At 63.0% G+C, this 18819-nt stretch carries 22 protein-coding genes; 9 read left to right on the forward strand and 13 right to left on the reverse strand.

Translation table 11 applies throughout. The features are described from left to right. The first annotated feature begins 33 nt into the window (after positions 1-33). From L6D74_RS28310 to L6D74_RS28330, 5 genes are all read left to right on the forward strand, one after another. Positions 34-714, forward strand: a complete 681-nt coding sequence (locus L6D74_RS28310) for a response regulator (protein ID WP_011335250.1) — start codon at positions 34-36, stop codon at positions 712-714. Then, a complete protein-coding gene (locus L6D74_RS28315; protein WP_236191412.1) occupies positions 714-2036 on the forward strand; it encodes an ATP-binding protein in 1323 nt (440 codons plus the stop codon). Before L6D74_RS28310 ends, L6D74_RS28315 begins: the two co-directional genes overlap by 1 nt. Before the next feature lie 107 nt (positions 2037-2143). Next, complete coding sequence (locus L6D74_RS28320) at positions 2144-2629, forward strand: GNAT family N-acetyltransferase (RefSeq protein WP_041475378.1); 486 nt, start codon at positions 2144-2146, stop codon at positions 2627-2629. 142 nt (positions 2630-2771) lie between these two features. Beyond that, the gene (locus L6D74_RS28325; protein WP_236191413.1) at positions 2772-4184 is read left to right on the forward strand and encodes an aspartate aminotransferase family protein; all 1413 of its coding nucleotides are present in this window, start codon (positions 2772-2774) and stop codon (positions 4182-4184) included. An 82-nt stretch (positions 4185-4266) separates the two neighbouring features. Next, positions 4267-4491, forward strand: a complete 225-nt coding sequence (locus L6D74_RS28330) for an MbtH family protein (protein ID WP_007917715.1) — start codon at positions 4267-4269, stop codon at positions 4489-4491. Between the two features lie 184 nt (positions 4492-4675). Here L6D74_RS28330 and L6D74_RS28335 read toward each other — a convergent pair whose 3' ends face one another. The 10 genes from L6D74_RS28335 to L6D74_RS28380 all read right to left on the reverse strand — a co-directional run bounded on the left by L6D74_RS28335 (position 4676) and on the right by L6D74_RS28380 (position 12546). Continuing rightward, a complete protein-coding gene (locus L6D74_RS28335; RefSeq protein WP_236191415.1) occupies positions 4676-5575 on the reverse strand; it encodes a metal ABC transporter substrate-binding protein in 900 nt (299 codons plus the stop codon). Then, positions 5576-6475 (reverse strand): metal ABC transporter permease, encoded by a 900-nt coding sequence (locus L6D74_RS28340; RefSeq protein WP_064598224.1) that lies wholly within the window; start codon positions 6473-6475, stop codon positions 5576-5578. After that, on the reverse strand, positions 6475-7218 hold the full coding sequence (locus tag L6D74_RS28345) for a metal ABC transporter ATP-binding protein (RefSeq protein WP_064598222.1): 744 nt from the start codon (positions 7216-7218) through the stop codon (positions 6475-6477). Before L6D74_RS28345 ends, L6D74_RS28340 begins: the two co-directional genes overlap by 1 nt. Continuing rightward, a complete protein-coding gene (locus L6D74_RS28350) occupies positions 7215-8144 on the reverse strand; it encodes a metal ABC transporter substrate-binding protein (RefSeq protein WP_064598220.1) in 930 nt (309 codons plus the stop codon). The genes L6D74_RS28345 and L6D74_RS28350 overlap by 4 nt, the downstream gene beginning before the upstream one ends. Positions 8145-8179: 35 nt before the next feature. Continuing rightward, entirely contained in the window at positions 8180-8746 is a 567-nt protein-coding gene (locus L6D74_RS28355; RefSeq protein ID WP_064598218.1) for a DUF6162 family protein, read from the reverse strand. Next, positions 8743-9084 (reverse strand): hypothetical protein, encoded by a 342-nt coding sequence (locus L6D74_RS28360; protein WP_236191417.1) that lies wholly within the window; start codon positions 9082-9084, stop codon positions 8743-8745. The genes L6D74_RS28355 and L6D74_RS28360 overlap by 4 nt, the downstream gene beginning before the upstream one ends. Then, positions 9081-9623: a thiamine pyrophosphate-binding protein gene (locus L6D74_RS28365; protein ID WP_236191418.1), complete on the reverse strand. Its 543-nt coding sequence runs from the start codon at positions 9621-9623 to the stop codon at positions 9081-9083. Before L6D74_RS28365 ends, L6D74_RS28360 begins: the two co-directional genes overlap by 4 nt. Further along, complete coding sequence (locus L6D74_RS28370) at positions 9620-10819, reverse strand: PepSY-associated TM helix domain-containing protein (protein WP_064598213.1); 1200 nt, start codon at positions 10817-10819, stop codon at positions 9620-9622. The genes L6D74_RS28365 and L6D74_RS28370 overlap by 4 nt, the downstream gene beginning before the upstream one ends. A 251-nt stretch (positions 10820-11070) precedes the next feature. Beyond that, the gene (locus L6D74_RS28375; protein WP_236191419.1) at positions 11071-11946 is read right to left on the reverse strand and encodes an alpha/beta fold hydrolase; all 876 of its coding nucleotides are present in this window, start codon (positions 11944-11946) and stop codon (positions 11071-11073) included. 141 nt (positions 11947-12087) lie between these two features. Then, positions 12088-12546: a VOC family protein gene (locus tag L6D74_RS28380; RefSeq protein WP_064598209.1), complete on the reverse strand. Its 459-nt coding sequence runs from the start codon at positions 12544-12546 to the stop codon at positions 12088-12090. 282 nt (positions 12547-12828) lie between these two features. Here L6D74_RS28380 and L6D74_RS28385 point away from each other — a divergent pair, with 282 nt between their 5' ends. From L6D74_RS28385 to L6D74_RS28395, 3 genes are all read left to right on the forward strand, one after another. After that, a complete protein-coding gene (locus tag L6D74_RS28385) occupies positions 12829-14043 on the forward strand; it encodes an SfnB family sulfur acquisition oxidoreductase (protein WP_236191420.1) in 1215 nt (404 codons plus the stop codon). 2 nt (positions 14044-14045) lie between these two features. Beyond that, the gene (locus L6D74_RS28390) at positions 14046-14711 is read left to right on the forward strand and encodes a methionine ABC transporter permease (protein WP_007955819.1); all 666 of its coding nucleotides are present in this window, start codon (positions 14046-14048) and stop codon (positions 14709-14711) included. A 73-nt stretch (positions 14712-14784) separates the two neighbouring features. Beyond that, entirely contained in the window at positions 14785-15555 is a 771-nt protein-coding gene (locus L6D74_RS28395; RefSeq protein ID WP_039770347.1) for a MetQ/NlpA family ABC transporter substrate-binding protein, read from the forward strand. A 36-nt stretch (positions 15556-15591) separates the two neighbouring features. On the opposite strand, the gene soxR is transcribed toward L6D74_RS28395, so the two are convergent. Then, complete coding sequence (soxR, locus tag L6D74_RS28400) at positions 15592-16050, reverse strand: redox-sensitive transcriptional activator SoxR (RefSeq protein ID WP_236191421.1); 459 nt, start codon at positions 16048-16050, stop codon at positions 15592-15594. A 90-nt stretch (positions 16051-16140) separates the two neighbouring features. Between soxR and L6D74_RS28405 the strand changes: the two genes are divergently transcribed. Beyond that, entirely contained in the window at positions 16141-16506 is a 366-nt protein-coding gene (locus L6D74_RS28405; RefSeq protein WP_236191422.1) for an antibiotic biosynthesis monooxygenase, read from the forward strand. On the opposite strand, the gene L6D74_RS28410 is transcribed toward L6D74_RS28405, so the two are convergent. Together L6D74_RS28410 and L6D74_RS28415 are read right to left on the reverse strand one after the other, a co-directional pair. After that, entirely contained in the window at positions 16503-17606 is a 1104-nt protein-coding gene (locus tag L6D74_RS28410) for a sigma-54 interaction domain-containing protein (protein ID WP_236191423.1), read from the reverse strand. The two genes, L6D74_RS28405 and L6D74_RS28410, sit on opposite strands and share 4 nt — an antisense overlap. A gap of 24 nt (positions 17607-17630) precedes the next feature. Beyond that, entirely contained in the window at positions 17631-18818 is a 1188-nt protein-coding gene (locus L6D74_RS28415) for an acyl-CoA dehydrogenase family protein (protein ID WP_007955826.1), read from the reverse strand. Between the last annotated feature and the right edge of the window lies 1 nt (position 18819).

Here is an 18819-nt window from a genome sequence, read left to right on the forward strand (position 1 = left end):
CGGCCTAATCAGCACTTTTCCACGGGACTCACCATGCACGTACTGGTTTGCGAAGACGATGAGTTGATCGCCAGCGGGATCGTCGCCGGGCTGACGGCGCAGGGCCTGACCGTCGAGCACGTCAACACCGCCTCCAAGGCGCGGGCGATTCTCAAGGTTGCCGAATTCGACGTGATGGTGCTCGATCTCGGCCTGCCGGACGAAGATGGCCTCAAGTTGCTGCAACAACTGCGTCAGCAAGGCCTGGAGATTCCGGTCCTGATCCTGACTGCGCGGGATTCGGTCACCGACCGTGTCGACGGCCTGCAGTCCGGTGCCGACGACTACCTGCTCAAGCCATTCGACCTGCGCGAGTTGTTCGCCCGCCTGCAAACCCTGCTGCGCCGGGTGGCCGGACGCAGCGTCAATCTGATCGAACACGGCGCGCTGACCTACGATCCGAGCAGTCGCGAAACCACCCTGGCGGGGCGTCCGGTGGATCTGTCGCGGCGCGAGCAGTCGTTGTTGCAAGCCTTGCTGCACAACCGTGGCCGGGTGCTGTCCACCGAGCAGTTGAAGGACAGCGTCTACGGTTTCAACGATGAACTGGAAAGCAACGCGCTCAACGTGCACATCCATCACCTGCGCAGCAAACTCGGCAAAGGCATCGTCGAAACCGTGCGCGGTCTGGGTTATCGCCTGGGCCCGGCCGATGGCGGAGAACCCGACAAGTGATGAGCCTGCGCCTGCGCCTGAGCCTGACCCTCGGCGCCGCATTCGCGCTGATCTGGGCATTGGCGGCCGCCTGGATGCTCAGCGACCTGCGCAACCAGATGATGTTTTCCCTCGACCAGCGCCTGGTGGCGTCGGCGCGGATGGTTGCCGGGTTGCTGGAACAATTGCCGGCTGTCCCGAGCAAAGGCGAGGGCACTCATTTCAGCGCCGAGCAGTTGAACATTCCCGGCGGCATGGCCTGTCAGGTCAGCTCGCTGCGCGGGGAAATCCTCGCTCGCAGCCACAACAATCCGGAACAGGCGCTGGAAGCCCAGAAGATGGGCTTCCACGATCAAATGATCGACGGTGCCCCATGGCGCAGCTTCACCCTGGCCCGGGGCGATGTGCGTATTACCACCGCCGACCGGGTGATCGAGCGCGAAGCCCTGAACATGTCGATCCTGCTGGCGGCCTCGGTGCCGGTCGGCGTGGCGCTGCTTGGCTGCCTGTGCCTGTTGTGGCTGGGGATCGGCCAGGGGTTGGCGCCGCTCAACCGCTTGCGTGAAGCCTTGATGCGTCGCAACGCGGATTCGCTTGAGCCGTTGCAGTTGCAGTCATTCCCCAGCGAACTGAAACCGCTGCTGGAAACCCAGAACCAATTGTTTCAGCGCATCGGCAAGACCATCGAGCGCGAGCGTCGCCTGACCGGCGATGCCGCCCACGAACTGCGCAGCCCGCTGACGGCGATCAAGACCCACCTGCAAGTGGCGCGCATGACCGATGGCAGCGCCCGCGATCAGTCTCTGGCCCGAGCCGAGGAGGGTGCCGACCGCCTGCATCGGACCCTTGAGCAGTTACTGTTGCTGGCGCGGGTCGAAGGCAGTCTGTCGTTCGACGACGGTGTGCAGTGCAGCGCCGAGCAGGTAGCGAAACTGGCGATCCAGGACTCGGCCAGCGACCAGCGCCAGCGGATAAGACTGCATCTGCCCGAGCGTTTGTCCGAAGCTCCACTGCAAATGCCGGCGGTGCTGTCGATCGCGGCCCTGCGCAACCTGTTGGACAACGCTCTGCGTCATACGCCGACGGACGGCGCGGTGGACCTGAGCCTGGAAACCAGCGCCAATCGCGTGCGTTTTGTGGTGCGCGACCATGGGCCGGGAATCGCCCCTGACGATCTGCAACACCTGACCCAGCGCTTCTGGCGCAACGGCCAGAGCACCGGCTGCGGACTGGGGCTGGCGATTGTCCAGGCGATCGTTCAGCGCTGCGCCTGCACCCTGCATTTCGACAGCCGTCCGGATGGTTTGCGGGTCGAGCTGACCATGCCGCTGCAACCGGTCTGACAGTTTGCCGGGCACATCAAATGTAACCTCTCTCCATTAGTCATCCGCCGGCCGTGACGGTATTGTCGCCCCAGCCTTTGACTCAATGGATTGAGGGAAACAGCGCCATGGAAGCACCCGTCTATATCTGTCCCGCCACCCCCGCCGACGCCGGCATCATCAGCAGGATCCTTGAGCGTTCGATCCGCGTCGGTTGCGCGCTCGATCATCGCAACGACCCACAACTGGTCGACCGCTGGGTCCGCCGACAATCGGCGGAGCACGTCAGCGCCTGGCTCGCCGATCCCCATCACTATCTGAACATCGCGCTGCTGCAGGACAAACCCGTCGGCGTCGGCATGGCCGCAGCCCATGGCGAGGTCATGTTCTGTCACGTGCAGCCGGAGTGGTTTCGCCGAGGTGCGGGCCGTGCGCTGATGGGCGATCTCGAGGGTTGGCTGAGGATTCGTGGCAGGCCATGCATCACGCTTGCAAGCACGCGAACCGGCGCGGCGTTCTACCGGCGCCTGGGGTATCGCGAAACGGCGTCTCCCTTCATGCAACACGGCGTTTTGACCCTGCCGATGCACAAGCCGCTGGCATTGTCGGCCTGACATTCGATCAAGGGTGTAAATCCTCGACACGCTGGTGCGTTTCCAGAACAGGAAAACCTGCATGTGCGCCCCGCGACCGGAACGCGCACCTGCCCGGTGTGCAGTTTTGGTCACTATCCATAGCGTATTGAGGGGTCGAGAGATGTCAGTCGCCACCAGCCTTATCGAAGAGTCGTCGGCCCGGATCGCCTCCGCGCCGGCGGAAACGCTGTATCAGTTCAATGAATCGCCGTTGCTGGCCCGTCAGAGCCGGCAGGAATCCAATGCCCGCAGCTACCCGCGTCGTATTCCCCTGGCGCTCAAGCGCGCCAAGGGCCTGTACGTCGAGGACGTCGAGGGCCGCAGCTTCATCGATTGCCTGGCCGGCGCCGGCACCCTCGCGCTGGGGCATAACCATCCGGTAGTGATCGAGGCCATTCAGCAGGTACTGGCCGATGAGTTGCCACTGCACACCCTGGACCTGACCACGCCGGTAAAGGATCAGTTTGTTCAGGACCTGTTCGGCCTGCTGCCTCCGGCATTGGCCAAGGAAGCGAAAATCCAGTTCTGCGGCCCGACCGGCACCGACGCCGTGGAAGCCGCGCTGAAACTGGTGCGCACCGCCACCGGGCGCAGCACCGTGCTGTCGTTCTCCGGCGGTTACCACGGCATGAGCCAGGGTGCCTTGAGCCTGATGGGCAGCCTGGGGCCGAAAAAGCCGCTGGGTGCGCTGCTCAGCAACGGCGTGCAATTCATGCCTTTCCCGTACGACTACCGTTGCCCGTTCGGCCTCGGTGGCGCGGCGGGTGTGAAGGCCAATCTGAGCTACCTGGAAAACCTGCTCAATGATCCCGAAGCCGGCGTGCAATTGCCGGCCGCTGTCATCGTCGAAGCGGTGCAGGGCGAGGGCGGTGTGATCCCGGCGGACATCGAGTGGCTGCGCGGTCTGCGCCGCATCACCGAAAAAGCCGGTGTTGCACTGATCATCGATGAGATCCAGAGCGGCTTCGCCCGCACCGGCAAGATGTTTGCCTTCGAACACGCCGGCATCACGCCGGATGTGGTGGTGCTGTCCAAAGCCATCGGCGGCAGCCTGCCGCTGGCGGTGGTGGTTTATCGCGACTGGCTCGACACCTGGCAGCCGGGCGCCCACGCCGGTACATTCCGTGGCAACCAGATGGCGATGGCCGCCGGCTCCGCGGTGATGCGTTACCTGGTCGAGCACAAGGTCTGCGAACACGCTGCCGCCATGGGCGAACGCCTGAGCGAACACCTGCGCGTTCTGCAGCGCGATTTCCCGCAACTGGGCGACATTCGTGGTCGTGGCCTGATGCTCGGTGTTGAGCTGGTCGATCCGAACGGCGCACCGGATGCGCTGGGGCATCCACCGGCCTTCGCACGTCTGGCGCCGCTGATTCAGCGCGAATGTCTCAAGCGCGGGCTGATTCTGGAGCTGGGCGGGCGTCACGGTGCGGTGGTGCGGTTCCTGCCGCCGCTGGTGATCACCGCCGCGGAAATCGACCGCGTCGCCGAGATCTTCGGCCGTGCGTTGAGCGCTGCGACCGCCGGCCTGTAAATTTTTCGCCGCGTCGAACGTTCTTTCTACATACCCGGCTGCACCGTCGTGCAGCCCACCCTTACAGCGATGGAGACATAGCATGACGTCAGTATTCGACCGCGAGGACATCCTCTTTCAAGTCGTGGTCAACCACGAAGAGCAGTACTCGATCTGGCCGGACTACAAGGCCGTGCCGGAAGGTTGGCGCACTGTGGGCAAGAGCGGCCTGAAGAAGGAATGCCTGGCCTACATCGAAGAAGTCTGGACCGACATGCGTCCGCTGAGCCTGCGCCAGAAGATGGAAGCGCAAGCAGCCGCCCAGTAAGGCGCCAGACAAAAAGAAACCCGCTGGACTGGAATCAGTCAGCGGGTTTTTTCATGTCCGGCATTCGATCGTTCCCACGCTCTGCGTGAGAATCCAGCCCGGGACGCTCCGCGTCCCTTCCGAAGCGGACGCGGAGCGTCCAATGAGGCATTCCCACGCAGAGCGTGGGAACGATCACTGAACCTCAGGCGCCGCTCAAGCCCTTGAGCAGCACATCCACATTCCCTTCCAGCTCTGCCACCGGATCCGCTGCATCGGTGCTCAGCACCAGCAGTTGACTGCCCGATTCGGCAATCGCCGCTTTCACCGCGTCCGACGGCTGGCGATGGTGCAGCACCACCGCCACGTCATGGTCTTTCAGGGTCGCGGTCAGCTTTTTCAGATCCTCCGGCGTCCATTCGGCATCCGGTCGAGCGTCCTGCCCGATCAATTCCAGATTGAGGCTGCCGATTAGGTAACCGAAGTGATCGCTCAGGCTCATCACGCTCAGGTTGTCGGCACTGGCCAGACGCGCCTCGCTGTCGGCACTGAGTTTCAGCAGGCGCTGCTTCAGTGCTGCCAGATTGGCCTCGATTTTCGGTTTGTCCTTCGGCGCCAGGCGCACCAGATCCGCCGCCATCACATCGGCCATGCGCCCCATGTTGTTGCTCGCCAGCCACGGCTGGCTGTTCAGGCCGTCGACCTTGAGCCCCGGTTGCACGGCAATGCCGGGCAGGGCGCCGTCCACCGGGCGGGCAGCATCGACTTCGACGATGCGGATGTTGCTGCGGCGGGCGATCGGGTACAGCGGATCATCGGCCCACAGCGAGCGCACGCCGATCACTGCATCGGCGCCCGTGGCCAGTTTGCTCAGCGCCGGGGCGCCGCGACCGGTGAAGTAGGCGGTCTGGCGGCTGCCTGGCAGGTTGGCCGGTGCTGCGCGTTCGAGGCTGATGTCGGTGCCTTTGAGCAGGACTTCGCCCAGACCATAAGTGATCGGCAACGAGGCCAGCACCCGCAATGGTTTCTCGGCCGCCAGCAGAGGGCTCGAAACCGCGCCGCTGAGGGCGATGGCCAGGGTCAGTTGTCGCAATGAAAAAGCCATTTATCCAAGGTTCCCTTTCAGACTGGGGACGACGCCCCGGGCAATCGCGGCGAGGGCGAAGGCGATACCGGCGACCAGAATGATCGCGGCACCGGACGGAATCGGCAGGTCGAACACGATCGGCGCGAGAATCCCGCACAGCGTACTGACCGTGGCAATCAGCACTGAACACCAGAAAAAGCCCTTGAGCGACTGGCTGAGCAAGCGGGCGGCCGCCGCCGGAATCACCAGCAGTGCACCGACCAGAATCGCGCCGATGACTTTCACCGCGGCAACCGTAATCAGTGTCACCAGAATCACGAACAGATAATCCAGGGTCTTCACCGCGACGCCACGCACCGCCGCCAGTTGCGGGTTGAAGCTGGCGAGCATGATCCGGTTGTACAGCGGCAGTGCCAGCGCCATGACCAGCGAGCCGACAATCGCCAGCACCAGCAGGTCGTTGCCATTGACCGTCAGCACCGAGCCGAACAGCACGTTTTCCAGAATGTGCACGTTGATCTTGCCCGCCAGAATCAGCAGCAGGCTGGCGCCCAAAGCGAGGGACACCGACAGGAACACGCCGATCAATGTGTCCGGGGCCAGCCCGGTACGGTTGCGCAGGTAATTGAGCAGAATGCCAAACAGCAGGCAGTAACCGAACAGGCTGCCGTACGGCCCGGTGTAGGGTTCGCCGAGCAGGATGCCGATGGCCACGCCGGTCAACGCCGCGTGGCCCACCGCTTCGGAGAAAAACGCGAAGCGCTTGACCACCACCAGCGTGCCGAGGCCACCCAGTACCGGGCCGATCAGCAGACCGGCAAGCAGCGCGTTGACCACAAACCCGTAGGCCAGGGCTTCCGGGAGATAACCGGAAGAGGCCCAGCCTTGCACCGTCAAACGAAAGGCTTCGTAACTCATCAGGCAGCGCTCCGTGGATGGGTCGAAAACAGGGTAAGCAGACGTTCCGGGGTCAGGGCCTGTTGCGGCGTGGCGTCGAACAGCACCCGGCGGTTAAGGCCAGTGACGCGATTGGCCAGACGCCCGACCGCTTCCAGGTCGTGCTCGATCCACAGCACGGTGATGCCCGCCGCGCGCCAGTCGCCCAGCAAACGCTCGAACACCTGGATCCCGGCTTCGTCGAGGGCCGACATCGGCTCATCCAGCACCAGCAATTGCGGCGCTGGAATCAGGCCCTGGGCAAGCAATACCCGCTGGCGTTCGCCACCGGACAGCGCACCCATCCGGCGCTTGCGTTTGTCCTGCATGCCGACTCGCTCCAGCGCATCACCGATGGCGCCGGCGTAGCGTTTGCTCAAGCCGAGGAAGGCCGGGCGACGCTGACACATGGCGGCCATGAAGTCGTCGACGGTCATGGGCAGGCCGCGATCAAACTCCAGCGCCTGCGGCACGTAGCCGATGGTGCCGGGCTCGCCGGGCCATTGCAGACTGAGCCGGCCCTGATGGGGCATCTGCCCGAGCAGGGTCTTGATCAGCGAACTCTTGCCGCCGCCGTTGGGGCCCACCAGCGCATGCACGCTGCCGGGCTGCACCTGGAAGGTGACCTTGTCCAGAATCGTCGTGCGGCCGAGGGTCAGGCTGACGTCAGCGAAATCCAGGGTCGGGCCGCTGCTGGCTATCGACAGGTTTTCCTGAGCTGTCATGCGCCGGACTCCTGAATCGCTCGAACCACGGTGTTGAGGTTGCCGGTCATTTCCTTTTCGTATTTGTCGGCGGTGTATTCGCCGTAGGAAATGTGCGACAGCGGGTAAAGTTTCACGCCGGATTCACGCTGGATGGTTTCGACGTAGGTGGAGGGGAAGTCCATCTCGGAGAAGATCACTTTCACGTCCAGCTCGCGCAGTTGGTCGATGGTTTTCTTCAACTGGCTCGGGCTCGGCTCGATGCCGTGGGCCGGCTCGACCACGGCGGTGACTTCCAGACCGAACTCGCGCAGCAGGTAGTCGTAAGCGGCGTGCACTGTGGCCACTCGCAGTTCGGCGTTCGGTGCCTGGGTCAGCTTGGCCAGGGCGTCGGCGCGCATCTGCCGCAGGCGTTTGCCATAGGCGCGGGCGTTCTGGGTGTAGGTCTTGGCGTTGTCCGGGTCGAGCTTGCCCAGCTCCCGGGCGATGTTGTTGACCTGGGCAATCGAGGCGCTGATCGACAGGAACGTGTGCGGGTTCACCACTTTGCCGGCACCGCGCGCGGCAACCCCGGTGGCGGCCAGCAACGGCACATTTTCGTTGGCTTCGATGGTCTTGATGTTCGGCGTTTCGCTGGCGGCGATCATGCGGTCGGCGAAGTCGTCATGGCCAACGCCGTTGAGCACGATCACATCCAGCCCGCTGATGCGCTTGATGTCTTCGGCGCGCGGCTCGTAGGCATGCGGGTTGAAGCCGGCGGGAATCAGCGGCACGACCTCGGCCTTGTCGCCGACGATGTTCGCCACATAGCTGTAATACGGATGCAGGGTGATGCCGATGCGCAGGCGCTTGGCCTGATCGGCGCTGGCCAGCGGACTCAGCAGGCAGGCGCACAGACCGATCAGCAGCAGGCGCAGGAAAGGACGGCGTTGAGATGAACTAGGCATGGGCAAGCGGTCTTCTCTCGAATGAAGGCGAGGGTTCAATGACGATGTTCGCGGGTCACCCCGGCATCGAATTGCGCGACGATCTGTTTCCATCCGGCAGCGGTCAGCGCTGCGTCTGACAGGTCTTTCGGCGCTTGCAGGTCGGTGGCGCGGTTGAGCCAGATGTCCGGCGCGGCGTCGTTCAGGCGCATCAGAAACGAACCGGCCACGGCCGGTGCCTGACTGTGGCCGAAGTAGGCGCGGTCGGCCAGCAACTGCCAGGCATGGCCGCCACGACTGACCGAGCTGGCGTCCTGGGCGAACGGTGCAAAACCTTCATCGGCCAGGTTCTGCGGGCTTGGCAGCGTTTGCTGTTCTTCACGCAGCAGGCGGATCTCGTCGAGGGTCACGCGCAGATCGGCATAGATGCCCTGCTCGCTGGCGCCAAGGTCGCGACGGGCATCCAGTTGATGGCTGGAGACCGGCTCCGGTTCGTGGGAAACGCCGCGCCATGTCACTACCGAGCCGGCAATCGCGAGGATCAGCAGGCACATCAGCAGCACATTGAGGGTTTCGTGCCCGGCACCGGCCGGGCGGACAACCTGGGTAGTCGGCGTGGTCATGGGGCTTCGATATCCGCTTGGTCAATTTCGACCACGTGGCCGGGGCCGGCGTCGAACAGCACGTAGAACTCGGCGCCGGGTTTCTTGAAGGTCAGGGTCGAGTCGGCGCCGAGCTTGCCCGGCACGAGGATGGTTTCGTCGTAGCCGATCACATCGAGGGTCACCCCCGGCGCGCCGCTGCCGTCCGAGAAACCGCCGGTGCATTTGATCTGCTCGGCATCGATGGCCTTGCACTCGCACATCGGGTTGTGGGCCAGAGCGCCTGTGCTGAAACCGGCAGACAGTGCCAGCAATGCGGCGCTCAGGTGCAGGCGAAAGGGGCGTTGGGCGTGGCTCATGGTTTGGCTCCTTGTTTGTTCAGCCAGGCGAGGGTGGCAGGCGAGGCCTGGCTCAGCGGAATCGAGGCTTGATGCATGCTGCCGTCCCAGCCTTCCATGGTGATCCACAGTTCGGCGTCGGCAGCGGTCTTTTCCGGAACCGGCAACTGGGTGCCCATGCGGTACGGCGTGCCGAAGAAAATCACCCCGGCCGCGCGCAGGCTGCGAGGTTTGCCGATGCGCAGATACGTCGCCTTGACGTGGTCAACGCAGGCGTCGCAGAGGGCGGCGCTGAAATCTTTCATGTAGCCGGCGGGGCCGGTCAGGATCGGTGCCTGATTACGCAGTTCGGCCAGTCGCAGGCTCCAGGGACCGACCTGGATTTCGCCGATCTCCCGTTCACCCAGTCCGCTGTCACCGCGAAACAGCGAGGCATCGGCGAAGTATTTGGGCATGAAGCCCAAGGGGATCAGCAGCAACAGCACGTTGATGTGGAAGCGCCATTTGTGCCAGATCACGCTCAGCCGTGAAGGCTGAGCCACGATAGTGGATTTGCTCACAGATTGGCCTCCGAGGTTTCACGGCGCAGGGCCGGTTGTGCCTGCACGCGCTGTTTCTTGTGCTCGCGCTTGAGGGCGTTGGCGGTGGCCAGCGCGGTGCGCTTGGTCCAGATCAGCAGGCCACTGAGGACCATCATGCTCAGCAGCAGGCCGAAGAAGAACCAGATCAGCTTGATCCACAGACCGCCGAAGTCACCGGTGTGCAGCGGGCGCATGGATTCGGTGACGAACTCCAGCGACGTGCGATCGGACAACAGCCGCGAAGCCGCCACTTCACCGCTGTATGGGTTGAGCGTGGCGGTCTGGTACATCAGCGGGTACCAGCCGCGACCGCCGATATCCAGGTGCGCGTAGGCATTGCCCGGCAGGCTGATGAAGCTGGCTTCGAAGCCGGGGATTTTCGTCTGGGCGATTTCGATGGCGCGGTCGAGGCTGATACGCGGTGGTGGCGAACCATCGTTGGACTGTGGCACGGCTTCGCGGGACATGGCCGGGACGATCGGCTCGCTGGAAATGGAAATCTGGTTGTCAAACAGCAGCGCCTGAATCAGGAACCAGGTGCCGGTGATCGAAATCACCGCGATGAACCAGATCGACCAGATGCCGCTCAAGCGGTGGAAGTCGCCCCAGAAGATCCGTGCGCCGTGATTGAAGCGCAGGGTCGGGCGGAAAAAACCCTTCCAGAAGCGCTTGTACACCACCAGCCCGGTCACCAGCGAAGCCAGCATCGGCAGGCCGAGGAACGACACCAGATACCAGCCCCAGCTGAAGCCGTTGGTGAACGGCACCAGCCACCAGCCATGCAGTGCGCGGGTGAACGCCTTGAAGTTGAAGCTCGGTGCCGTGCCCTGAATCACGCCGGTGTACGGGTTGACGTAGACGGTCAGCGAGCGGCCGTCGGGATAGCTGACGTCGACGTCGAGAGCAAAGTGCGACTCGTCCGGACGGTTGATGCTTTGCACCACTGTCTGCGGTTCGGCTTTTTTGATTTCGGCGAGGATCTGGTCGTAGCTGAGCAATGGTGCGTCGTCGGACGGCGCGCTGGCGCGCATTTGCGGGTTGGCCAGCCAGACGATTTCCTGGCTGACCACTGCCAGGGTGCCGGTGACGCAGACGATCAGAACGAAAAACCAGATCGGCAATGCCAGCCAGCTGTGTACCAGGAACCACAGTTTCGAGCGGGATTTCTTCGACATGATGACGGGTCTTGATTCAGTGAGAGGGAGCGGTACTACGGGCTTCGCAGCACGGGAGTCCCTGAAAGGCCGGTCGTGGCTTTTGCCTACGCGACCGGCCCGCATCTCTATAAGACGGATGACCGAAGCAATTCCCGATGAACGATATGAAAGTAAATGTTTCGCGATTACATCTTGATGCCGCGTGGGCGAATTTCTGCGGGGGAGGCGAAGCGGTCCGACGGCAGATTCCGCCGGATCGAGGAGGGGAATCAGCGGAGAAAGTCGAGCGCCTCGGCGAGCACCAGTTCGGGCACTTCTTCGGCGAGGTAATGCCCGGCCGGCAGGGCCTTGCCGCGTACATCGGTGGCAACCTGCTGCCATTCCCCGAGCGGATTGAAGCAGCGACCGACGGTGCCCTCGGCGCCCCACAGCACCAGCAACGGCAGGGTCAGGTGACGACCAGCCGTGATGTCGGCGCGATCATGTTCCAGGTCGATGCCGGCACTGGCGCGGTAATCCTCGCAGATCCCCCGAGCACTGCCGGGACGTTCCAGGCAACGCCGGTACTCACTGAACGCCTCGTCGGTAAAGGGTGCAAGCCCGGCGCTGCGACTGCCCATGACGCTGCGCAGATAACCTTCGGGGTCGGCTTCGATCAAAGTTTCCGGCAACGGCGCCGGGCGGATCAGGAAGAACCAGTGCCAATAGGCGCGGGCAAAGGCTTCATTGGTCTGGCTGTACATCGCCAGCGTTGGCGCGATGTCGAGCAGGACCATGCGCTGCACAACCTCGGGATGATCGAGCGCCAGGCGATGGGCAACCCGCGCGCCACGGTCGTGGGCAAGGATCGAGAAGTGCTCGAAACCCAACGCCTTCATCAATTCCACGCCGTCGCGGGCCATCTCGCGCTTGGAGTAATTGAGGTGAGCCTCATCGGCCGGCGGGCGACAGCTGTCGCCATAACCGCGCAGGTCGGCGGCGATCACCGTGAAGTGCTCCGCCAGTTGCTCGGCGATCTTGTGCCAGATGACGTGGGTCTGCGGGTGCCCGTGCAACAGCAGCAGGCCGGGGCCGCTGCCTTTGAGGCGGTAGCTGATCTCCACACCGTTGACGTGGCGCTGGTCTTTGACGAATCCGGCAAACATCGGGTGATCCTTTATTCAGGCGAGTGGCCTGCATCCTGAAATCGCCGGGCGTTCATGACAAGACGTGATGCGTGATTCGACGGTTCATGAATCGTGTTCGCCCATCCCCGCGCGCCGCGCGGGAATGGACACTCGGCGTAGTTAGCTCTGCTGGAACATTTCCTTGGCCCGCTGCTCGATCTGCGCCTGGGTCAGGTCCTCCTTGCGCGAGGCCAGGAACCACAGATGCCCGTACGGATCTTTCAACGTGCCGCTGCGGTCGCCGTAGAACTGATCCTTGACCTCGGACACTGAGGTGGCGCCGGCCTCCAGTGCGCGTTGGAAGGATTTGTCCACATCGGTCACGTACAGATGCAGGCCGACCGACACTGCGTTGTCCGGATTGCTCAACGGCCCTTGATCGCACGGCGAGCCGAGCATGATCGCGCTGTCGCCGATGCGCAGTTCGGCGTGGCCGATGCCGCCGTCGGGCATGCTCAGGCGCATGACTTCGGTGGCACCGAACGCCTTTTTATAGAAATCGATGGCTTCGGCAGCTTTGTGAATGCCGAGGTACGGGGTAATGCTGTGATACCCCTCGGGAATGGGTTTGACGCTCATGGCGGTACTCCCTGTTATTTGTTGCCTGGTTTTTATTAGAGATTGAGGTATGCCTTCGCCGGGATTGCCGGTCGCTCAACTATAGATCCGTGCCGCCGTCGTGACCGAGTAGCCGACGAGCAGGCCTCCCACTGTTCAGCCATCGACAGCGAAGCAACAGAGTGCGCGGGTTTTCATCGCCAGACGCCCTGAAGTTCCGCTGCAGCCCCCGTAAAACAAGGCCTTTGCGTCAGGCACGGAAGCTGCAATGACCCGGTACAACACCGATACTGAGAGTCATCCATGTCTGAATCTGCCGTTTATCCGATCAACCCGCCGGCCGCCCACCGGATCGCCGACGACGCCGAAGCCTTGCGCGTGGCTGTGCAGGTCGCCGCCGTCTTGCAGGAACACGCCGCCGAGCGTGACCGCAACCGCGAAGTGCCCGCCGAGATCGTCGACCTGTTTTCCAACAGTGGCCTGTGGGGCATCACCGTGCCGAAGGAATACGGCGGCGCGCAGGTGTCCTTTGCGGTACTGGCCCAGGTAATCGCGATCATTTCCGCCGCCGATCCGTCCCTCGGGCAGATTCCGCAAAACCATTACTGCCTGCTCGAAGACATCCGCCTGCAAGGCACCCCGGCCCAGCAGGCGCATTTCTTTGAGCTGGCGCTGCAAGGTCATCGTTTCGCCAATGCGCTGTCGGAAACCGGCGGCAAGAACGTGCAGGACATTCAGGCGACCCTCCGCCGTTATGGCGACGGCTTCGTGATCAACGGTCGCAAGGGCTACTGCACCGGTTCGCTCTACGCCCATTGGCTGGCGGTGCTGGCGCTGGATGAAGAGCAGAAGGGCCAGTTGGCCTTCGTCGAGCGCGGTACGAAAGGGCTGGTGATCGTCGACGACTGGGACAGCATCGGTCAGCGCACTACTTCCAGCGGCACGGTGCTGGCGGAAAATCTGCAAGTGGCGCCCTTCAATCTGTTTGCGACGTACCGTTCCTACGAGAGCCCGACCCTGGCCGGGCCGTTCGCCCAGTTGACCACCGCCGCCATCGACGCCGGCATTGCCCGGGCAGCGTTGCGCGATACCGTGGAATTCGTCCGCCAGTTTGCGCGGCCATGGATCGATGCAGGTGTGGACAAGGCCAGTGAAGATCCGTTGACCATCATTCAGATCGGCGCACTGGAAATCCGTCTGGAAGCCGCCGAAGCCTTGCTTGAACGCGCCGGCTGGGCGCTCGACGCCGCACGTCCGGCGCCTGATGAAGACAACGTCGCGCTGGCCTCGCTGGCCGTGGCCAAGGCTAAAGTGCTGACCACCGAAATCGCCATCGAGGCCAGCAACAAGCTGTTCGAACTCGGCGGTACCCGCTCGACCCTGAAAAAGCACAACTTCGACCGCCACTGGCGCAACGCCCGGGTCCACACCCTGCATGACCCGGTGCGCTGGAAATACCACGTGGTCGGCAACTGGCTGCTCAACGGCGTCAAACCACCGCGCCACGACTGGTCCTGATCATGGCCGAGTGGTTCAAACACATTTACTGGGCCGACATCGCCCAGGCCTGTCTCGACACCCTGAGCATGCTCGGCGCGGCGCTGCTGTTTACGGTGCTGCTGGGATTGCCGCTGGGGCTGCTGCTGTTTCTCACCGGCAAGCGCCAGCTGCATGAAACCGTCGGCCTGTACCGGGTTCTGTCAGTGATCGTGAACATGCTGCGTTCGCTGCCATTCATCATTTTGCTGATCGTGCTGATTCCGCTGACCACGTTGCTGGTGGGCACGTCACTGGGCGTGCCCGGAACCATTCCGCCGCTGGTCGTCGGTTGCACACCGTTCTTCGCGCGACTGGTGGAAACCGCTCTGCGCGAAGTCGATCGCGGCGTGGTCGAGGCGACCCAGGCCATGGGTGCCAACACCTGGCAGATCATCCGCCACACCCTGTTGCCGGAGGCCCGCGGCGGGTTGCTGGCAGCGGTGACGGTCACCGCCATCGTGCTGGTGGATTACACGGCGATGGCCGGCGTGATCGGTGGCGGCGGGCTCGGCGATCTGGCGATCCGCTACGGCTATCAGCGCTTTCAGACCGACGTGATGGTGGTCACCGTAGTGTTGCTGCTGATTCTGGTGCAGGCCCTGCAAATGACCGGCGACCGCTTGGTGGCGCACTACAGCCGACGCTGAAAAAACAAGTTCAACCCATAAAGGCCCCACGTTCACCCCACGACGGCCACTCAAATCTGCCTTGGAGCACAGCATGAAAAAGACCCTGGCCGTTCTGGCTGCCGTTCTGTCGTTCGGCGCCCATGCCAACGAAAAACTGATCGTCGGTGCCACCCCGGTGCCGCACGCGGAAATCCTCGAGTTCGTCAAACCGACCCTGGCCAAGGAAGGCGTGGATCTGGACATCAAGGTCTTCACCGACTTCATCCAGCCCAACCAGCAACTGGCGCTGAAAAACCTCGACGCCAACTACTACCAGTACCGGCCGTTTCTCGATGATTTCAACAAGACTCGCCACACCGATCTGGTGCCGGTGGTCGGCGTGCACATCGAACCGTTCGGGGCTTACTCGACCAAGATCAAGAACATTTCGGAGCTGAAGGACGGCGCCAGCGTGTCGATCCCCAACGACCCGGTGAACACCGGTCGCGCGCTGGTGCTGTTGCACGAGGCCGGGCTGATCAAACTCAAGGATCCGAGTAACACCCTGGCCACCCAGCGCGATATCGTCGAAAACCCCAAACACCTGAAAATCCGTGAACTGGAGGGCGCGTTGCTGGCCCGTTCAGTGAGTCAGGTGGATCTGGCATTCGTGTTCGCCAACTACGCGCTGGAAGCCGGGATCGACACCAACAGCGCGCTGATCGTCGAGAAGGGCAAGAGCCTGTACATCGAGTTTCTGGTCGCGCGTCCCGACAACATCAATGACCCGGGCCTGCAGAAACTGGCCAAGGCGTTGAATTCCGATGAAGTGCGTCAGTTCATTCTGACCCGCTACAAAGGGCAGATTGCGCCGGGTTTCTGATCGATAGATCCGAGGGCTCCCGTGGCATGGGAGCCCTCACTTGGGAACGTCGAGAAAATGCGCCCCCGGCCCTTGCTCGCCCAGCACATCGCCCTGATTGCGCAGCGGGCAGGCTTCCATCGACAGGCATCCGCAACCGATGCAACCGGTCAGCCGGTCACGCAGCAGCATCAACTGATTGATCCGCTCGTCCAGCTCCCGCCGCCACTGCTCCGACAGCACTTTCCAGTCCGCTGCCGTTGGCGCGCGATTGTCCGGCAACTGCTTCAACGCCTCGCCGATTTCCGCCAGTGGAATGCCCAGGCGTTGCGCCACTTTGATCAACGCCACCCGCCGCAGTACTTCCCGTGGATAGCGCCGCTGGTTGCCGGCATTGCGCTGGCTCTTGATCAAGCCTTTCGATTCATAAAAGTGCAGGGCGGTGACGGCCACACCGCTGCGGGCCGCGACTTCGCCGACGGTCAATTGCTTGTGCAGATTTTCCGCAGTGATCATTTGCAAAATGCCCCTTGACCTCTAGTTAACTCGAGGTTTTACCCTGCAGGCCTTCGAATCGCAAGATTCGTCTGACAGAGTGGGGATCTCATGCAAGCACCAGTGAAAAACCGCAGCTTTACCCAATTGATCGAATTTGAAATCGAACCCGGCCAGCAACCGGCGCTGGTCTCGGCGCTGGCCGTGCAGACCGAACGTCTGGCCCAGCGTTACGCCGGCTTCGTCAGCGCCAGCGTCCAGGCCAGCGACGATGGCCGGCGAGTGTTGAGCTTTCTGCAATGGCAGTCCCGCGAGGCGGGGGAGGCGGCGTTTCAGAGTTTCGAAACCGGCGAGCAGGATTTCTGGCAACTGATCCGCACCCATCAGGCGCGCACCGTGACCTTCGGTTCATTCCAGGTGCTGAGCAGCATAGCCCGCAGCTATGACGACGGCTTGCACTGTCAACTGGTTGGTTAGATCGACAGCTGGATCAAGCGCTCGCCTTGCAGGTTTTCCGTGGGCCGCCGCTTGTTCACCGCCAGTTCGCCGATTTTGATCAGTCGCGTGCGGGTGACATTACGGCTCAGGCCTAACAGGGACGCGGTGTGCACCTGGTTGTAATGGCAGAAGCGATAGGCCGCGCGCAGCAATGCGTCCTCGACCTTCTCATGCAGGGCGCCGGCCTGTTGCTCGAACAGTTTCTGGAAGGCGCGTTCCAGCAGCGCTTCCGGTGAGTCGTCGGCGGTCGCGTGCTGATCGTCGGGACGATCGATGCGCAGGTTGGATAGACGTAGATCGTCGCGCTCGATCACGCCGTTACGGCAGATCAGCAGCGTGTGGTGGATGACGTTTTCCAGTTCGCGGATATTGCCCGGCCAACTATAGCCGCGCAGTTTGTGTTCGGCGCCGGGGCTGATGGTGACGCGCCCGTAACCCAGACGCTGACTGTAGGCCTCGATGAAATGCCGGGTCAGCGGCAGGATGTCGCCGGGTCGGTCGCGCAACGGGCTCAGCTCCAGATTGACCACGTTCAGCCGGTAATACAGATCCTCGCGGAAATGTCCGGCGTTGATGGCTTTCTCCAGTTGCACGTTGGTCGCTGCCAACACTCGCACATCGATGGGAATGCTCTTGCGCGAACCCAGGCGCACCACTTCACGCTCCTGCAACACCCGCAGCAATTTGACCTGGATCGCCATCGGCAGATCGCCGATTTCATCGAGGAACAGGGTGCCGCCATCCGCCTCTTCAAACCACCCGGCCTTGGCGCTGAGGGCGCCGGTGAAGGCGCCTTTTTCGTGGCCGAACAGTTCGGCTTCCACCAGCGATTCGGAAAACGCCCCGCAGTTGACTGCAATGAACGGCCGGTTGCGCCGGTTGCTCAGGTTGTGGATGTGCCGCGCTACCAACTCCTTGCCGGTGCCGGTTTCGCCGATGATCAGCACGCTGGCTTCGCTCGGTGCGACCTGTTGCAGATGCGCGAGCAGGGCCTGGGATTTCGGGTCTTCGAACACCTGAGCGGTGGCGCGGATTGAGGTGGCCAGGGCGGGTGAAGGCGGCAGGGTCAGCAGTTGCATGGGGTCTCGCTCCACGAAAGAAAATCAGGAATAGAACGTCGGCACCGGCAGGGACTGGTTCAGCGCCCAGTCGCCCAGCTCGTGGAGCTTGTAATCCAGCGGGTCGTGCAGGGTTTGCGTGCGCAGGTTGCGCCAGTGTCGGTCGAGGCGCAGCGATGCGTGGGTCGAGCGGGCGCCGGTGACTTCGAACAATCGGCTGCAAATCTCCAGGCCTTGTCGGCTGGCGGCGACCTTGGCCGTGGCAATTGCCGTGGCCAGATGACCGCGTTCTTCGGCACTGAGGTTCGGGCCTTTGGCCCAGGCCTCGTCGAGCAACGCGGCGGCGCGTTCCACCAGCAGACGAATGCCTTCGAGGGCGACCCAGAACTCGCCGTAATGGGCCAGCACGTAAGGATCTTCGCGCACCTCGCGCACCGAGGATTTGTGCCAGACACGGGTTTCGCTGAGGGTGTATTGCCGCGCCTCTTCAAAGGCCCCTTCGGCAATGCCGAGAAACATGTGGGTGAACGTCAGTTGCGCGATCAACGGGCGCAAGCAGGCGAACGGTGTGCTCAACGGACCCGGATCCAGCAGCAGTTCCGACTCTTCGACCCGCACCCGTTCGAACGTCGCGCTGCCGCTGTCGGTCTGGCGCTGGCCGATGTTGTTCCAGTCGTTATGCAGGGTGATGCCGCTGCGGCCGCTGGGGATCGCCGCGATCAACAGTTTGCCGCCGTTGCTTTCGTCCACCGCCGAGGCGATCAGCATCTGCGAATCGCTGGCGCCGGAGCAGAAGCTCTTCTTGCCGGAAAACTCGCGCCAGCCGCCCAGATCCTTGACCACGGTGCGGGTGTCCAGCGGGTTGAGCGCGTTGCCCCAGAACCAGTTCTGCCGCGCGGTCTGTTCGAACCACGGTTGCCATTGTTCGGGGCGGGAAAACAGGCGCACGGTGGCGAGCATCAAATGATGAAAACCGAAGACGTGGGCGATCGAGCTGTCGACCTTGGCGAACTCGCGCACGACTTCCAGGGTTTCGCTCCAGCGCGCGCCGAGGCCGCCGTAACGAGTGGGAATGCTCAGGGCCAGCAGACCGCTGTCGCGCAGGGCGTCACGTTCGGCTTTCGGTGTGCCGCCACGCTCGTCGCGCTCGACGGCGGTCAGGGCAAATTCGGCGGCCAGTTGGCGGGCGGTCTGCAACGGGGAGAGCAGGGTGCTTTGCGGTTTGGCAGTCACT

It is taken from the genome of Pseudomonas pharyngis (genome assembly GCF_021602345.1).
In the GTDB taxonomy this organism is placed as follows: Bacteria; Pseudomonadota; Gammaproteobacteria; order Pseudomonadales; family Pseudomonadaceae; genus Aquipseudomonas; species Aquipseudomonas pharyngis.

What these genes read in the sequence shown, in the direction of transcription:
- L6D74_RS28310 (WP_011335250.1), top strand. Translation starts at nt 34, where the DNA reads ATGCACGTACTGGTTTGCGAAGACGATGAGTTGATCGCCAGCGGGATC.
- L6D74_RS28315 (WP_236191412.1), top strand. Translation starts at nt 714, where the DNA reads ATGAGCCTGCGCCTGCGCCTGAGCCTGACCCTCGGCGCCGCATTCGCG.
- L6D74_RS28320 (WP_041475378.1), top strand. Translation starts at nt 2,144, where the DNA reads ATGGAAGCACCCGTCTATATCTGTCCCGCCACCCCCGCCGACGCCGGC.
- L6D74_RS28325 (WP_236191413.1), top strand. Translation starts at nt 2,772, where the DNA reads ATGTCAGTCGCCACCAGCCTTATCGAAGAGTCGTCGGCCCGGATCGCC.
- L6D74_RS28330 (WP_007917715.1), top strand. Translation starts at nt 4,267, where the DNA reads ATGACGTCAGTATTCGACCGCGAGGACATCCTCTTTCAAGTCGTGGTC.
- L6D74_RS28335 (WP_236191415.1), bottom strand. Translation starts at nt 5,575, where the DNA reads ATGGCTTTTTCATTGCGACAACTGACCCTGGCCATCGCCCTCAGCGGC.
- L6D74_RS28340 (WP_064598224.1), bottom strand. Translation starts at nt 6,475, where the DNA reads ATGAGTTACGAAGCCTTTCGTTTGACGGTGCAAGGCTGGGCCTCTTCC.
- L6D74_RS28345 (WP_064598222.1), bottom strand. Translation starts at nt 7,218, where the DNA reads ATGACAGCTCAGGAAAACCTGTCGATAGCCAGCAGCGGCCCGACCCTG.
- L6D74_RS28350 (WP_064598220.1), bottom strand. Translation starts at nt 8,144, where the DNA reads ATGCCTAGTTCATCTCAACGCCGTCCTTTCCTGCGCCTGCTGCTGATC.
- L6D74_RS28355 (WP_064598218.1), bottom strand. Translation starts at nt 8,746, where the DNA reads ATGACCACGCCGACTACCCAGGTTGTCCGCCCGGCCGGTGCCGGGCAC.
- L6D74_RS28360 (WP_236191417.1), bottom strand. Translation starts at nt 9,084, where the DNA reads ATGAGCCACGCCCAACGCCCCTTTCGCCTGCACCTGAGCGCCGCATTG.
- L6D74_RS28370 (WP_064598213.1), bottom strand. Translation starts at nt 10,819, where the DNA reads ATGTCGAAGAAATCCCGCTCGAAACTGTGGTTCCTGGTACACAGCTGG.
- L6D74_RS28375 (WP_236191419.1), bottom strand. Translation starts at nt 11,946, where the DNA reads ATGTTTGCCGGATTCGTCAAAGACCAGCGCCACGTCAACGGTGTGGAG.
- L6D74_RS28380 (WP_064598209.1), bottom strand. Translation starts at nt 12,546, where the DNA reads ATGAGCGTCAAACCCATTCCCGAGGGGTATCACAGCATTACCCCGTAC.
- L6D74_RS28385 (WP_236191420.1), top strand. Translation starts at nt 12,829, where the DNA reads ATGTCTGAATCTGCCGTTTATCCGATCAACCCGCCGGCCGCCCACCGG.
- L6D74_RS28390 (WP_007955819.1), top strand. Translation starts at nt 14,046, where the DNA reads ATGGCCGAGTGGTTCAAACACATTTACTGGGCCGACATCGCCCAGGCC.
- L6D74_RS28395 (WP_039770347.1), top strand. Translation starts at nt 14,785, where the DNA reads ATGAAAAAGACCCTGGCCGTTCTGGCTGCCGTTCTGTCGTTCGGCGCC.
- soxR (WP_236191421.1), bottom strand. Translation starts at nt 16,050, where the DNA reads ATGATCACTGCGGAAAATCTGCACAAGCAATTGACCGTCGGCGAAGTC.
- L6D74_RS28405 (WP_236191422.1), top strand. Translation starts at nt 16,141, where the DNA reads ATGCAAGCACCAGTGAAAAACCGCAGCTTTACCCAATTGATCGAATTT.
- L6D74_RS28410 (WP_236191423.1), bottom strand. Translation starts at nt 17,606, where the DNA reads ATGCAACTGCTGACCCTGCCGCCTTCACCCGCCCTGGCCACCTCAATC.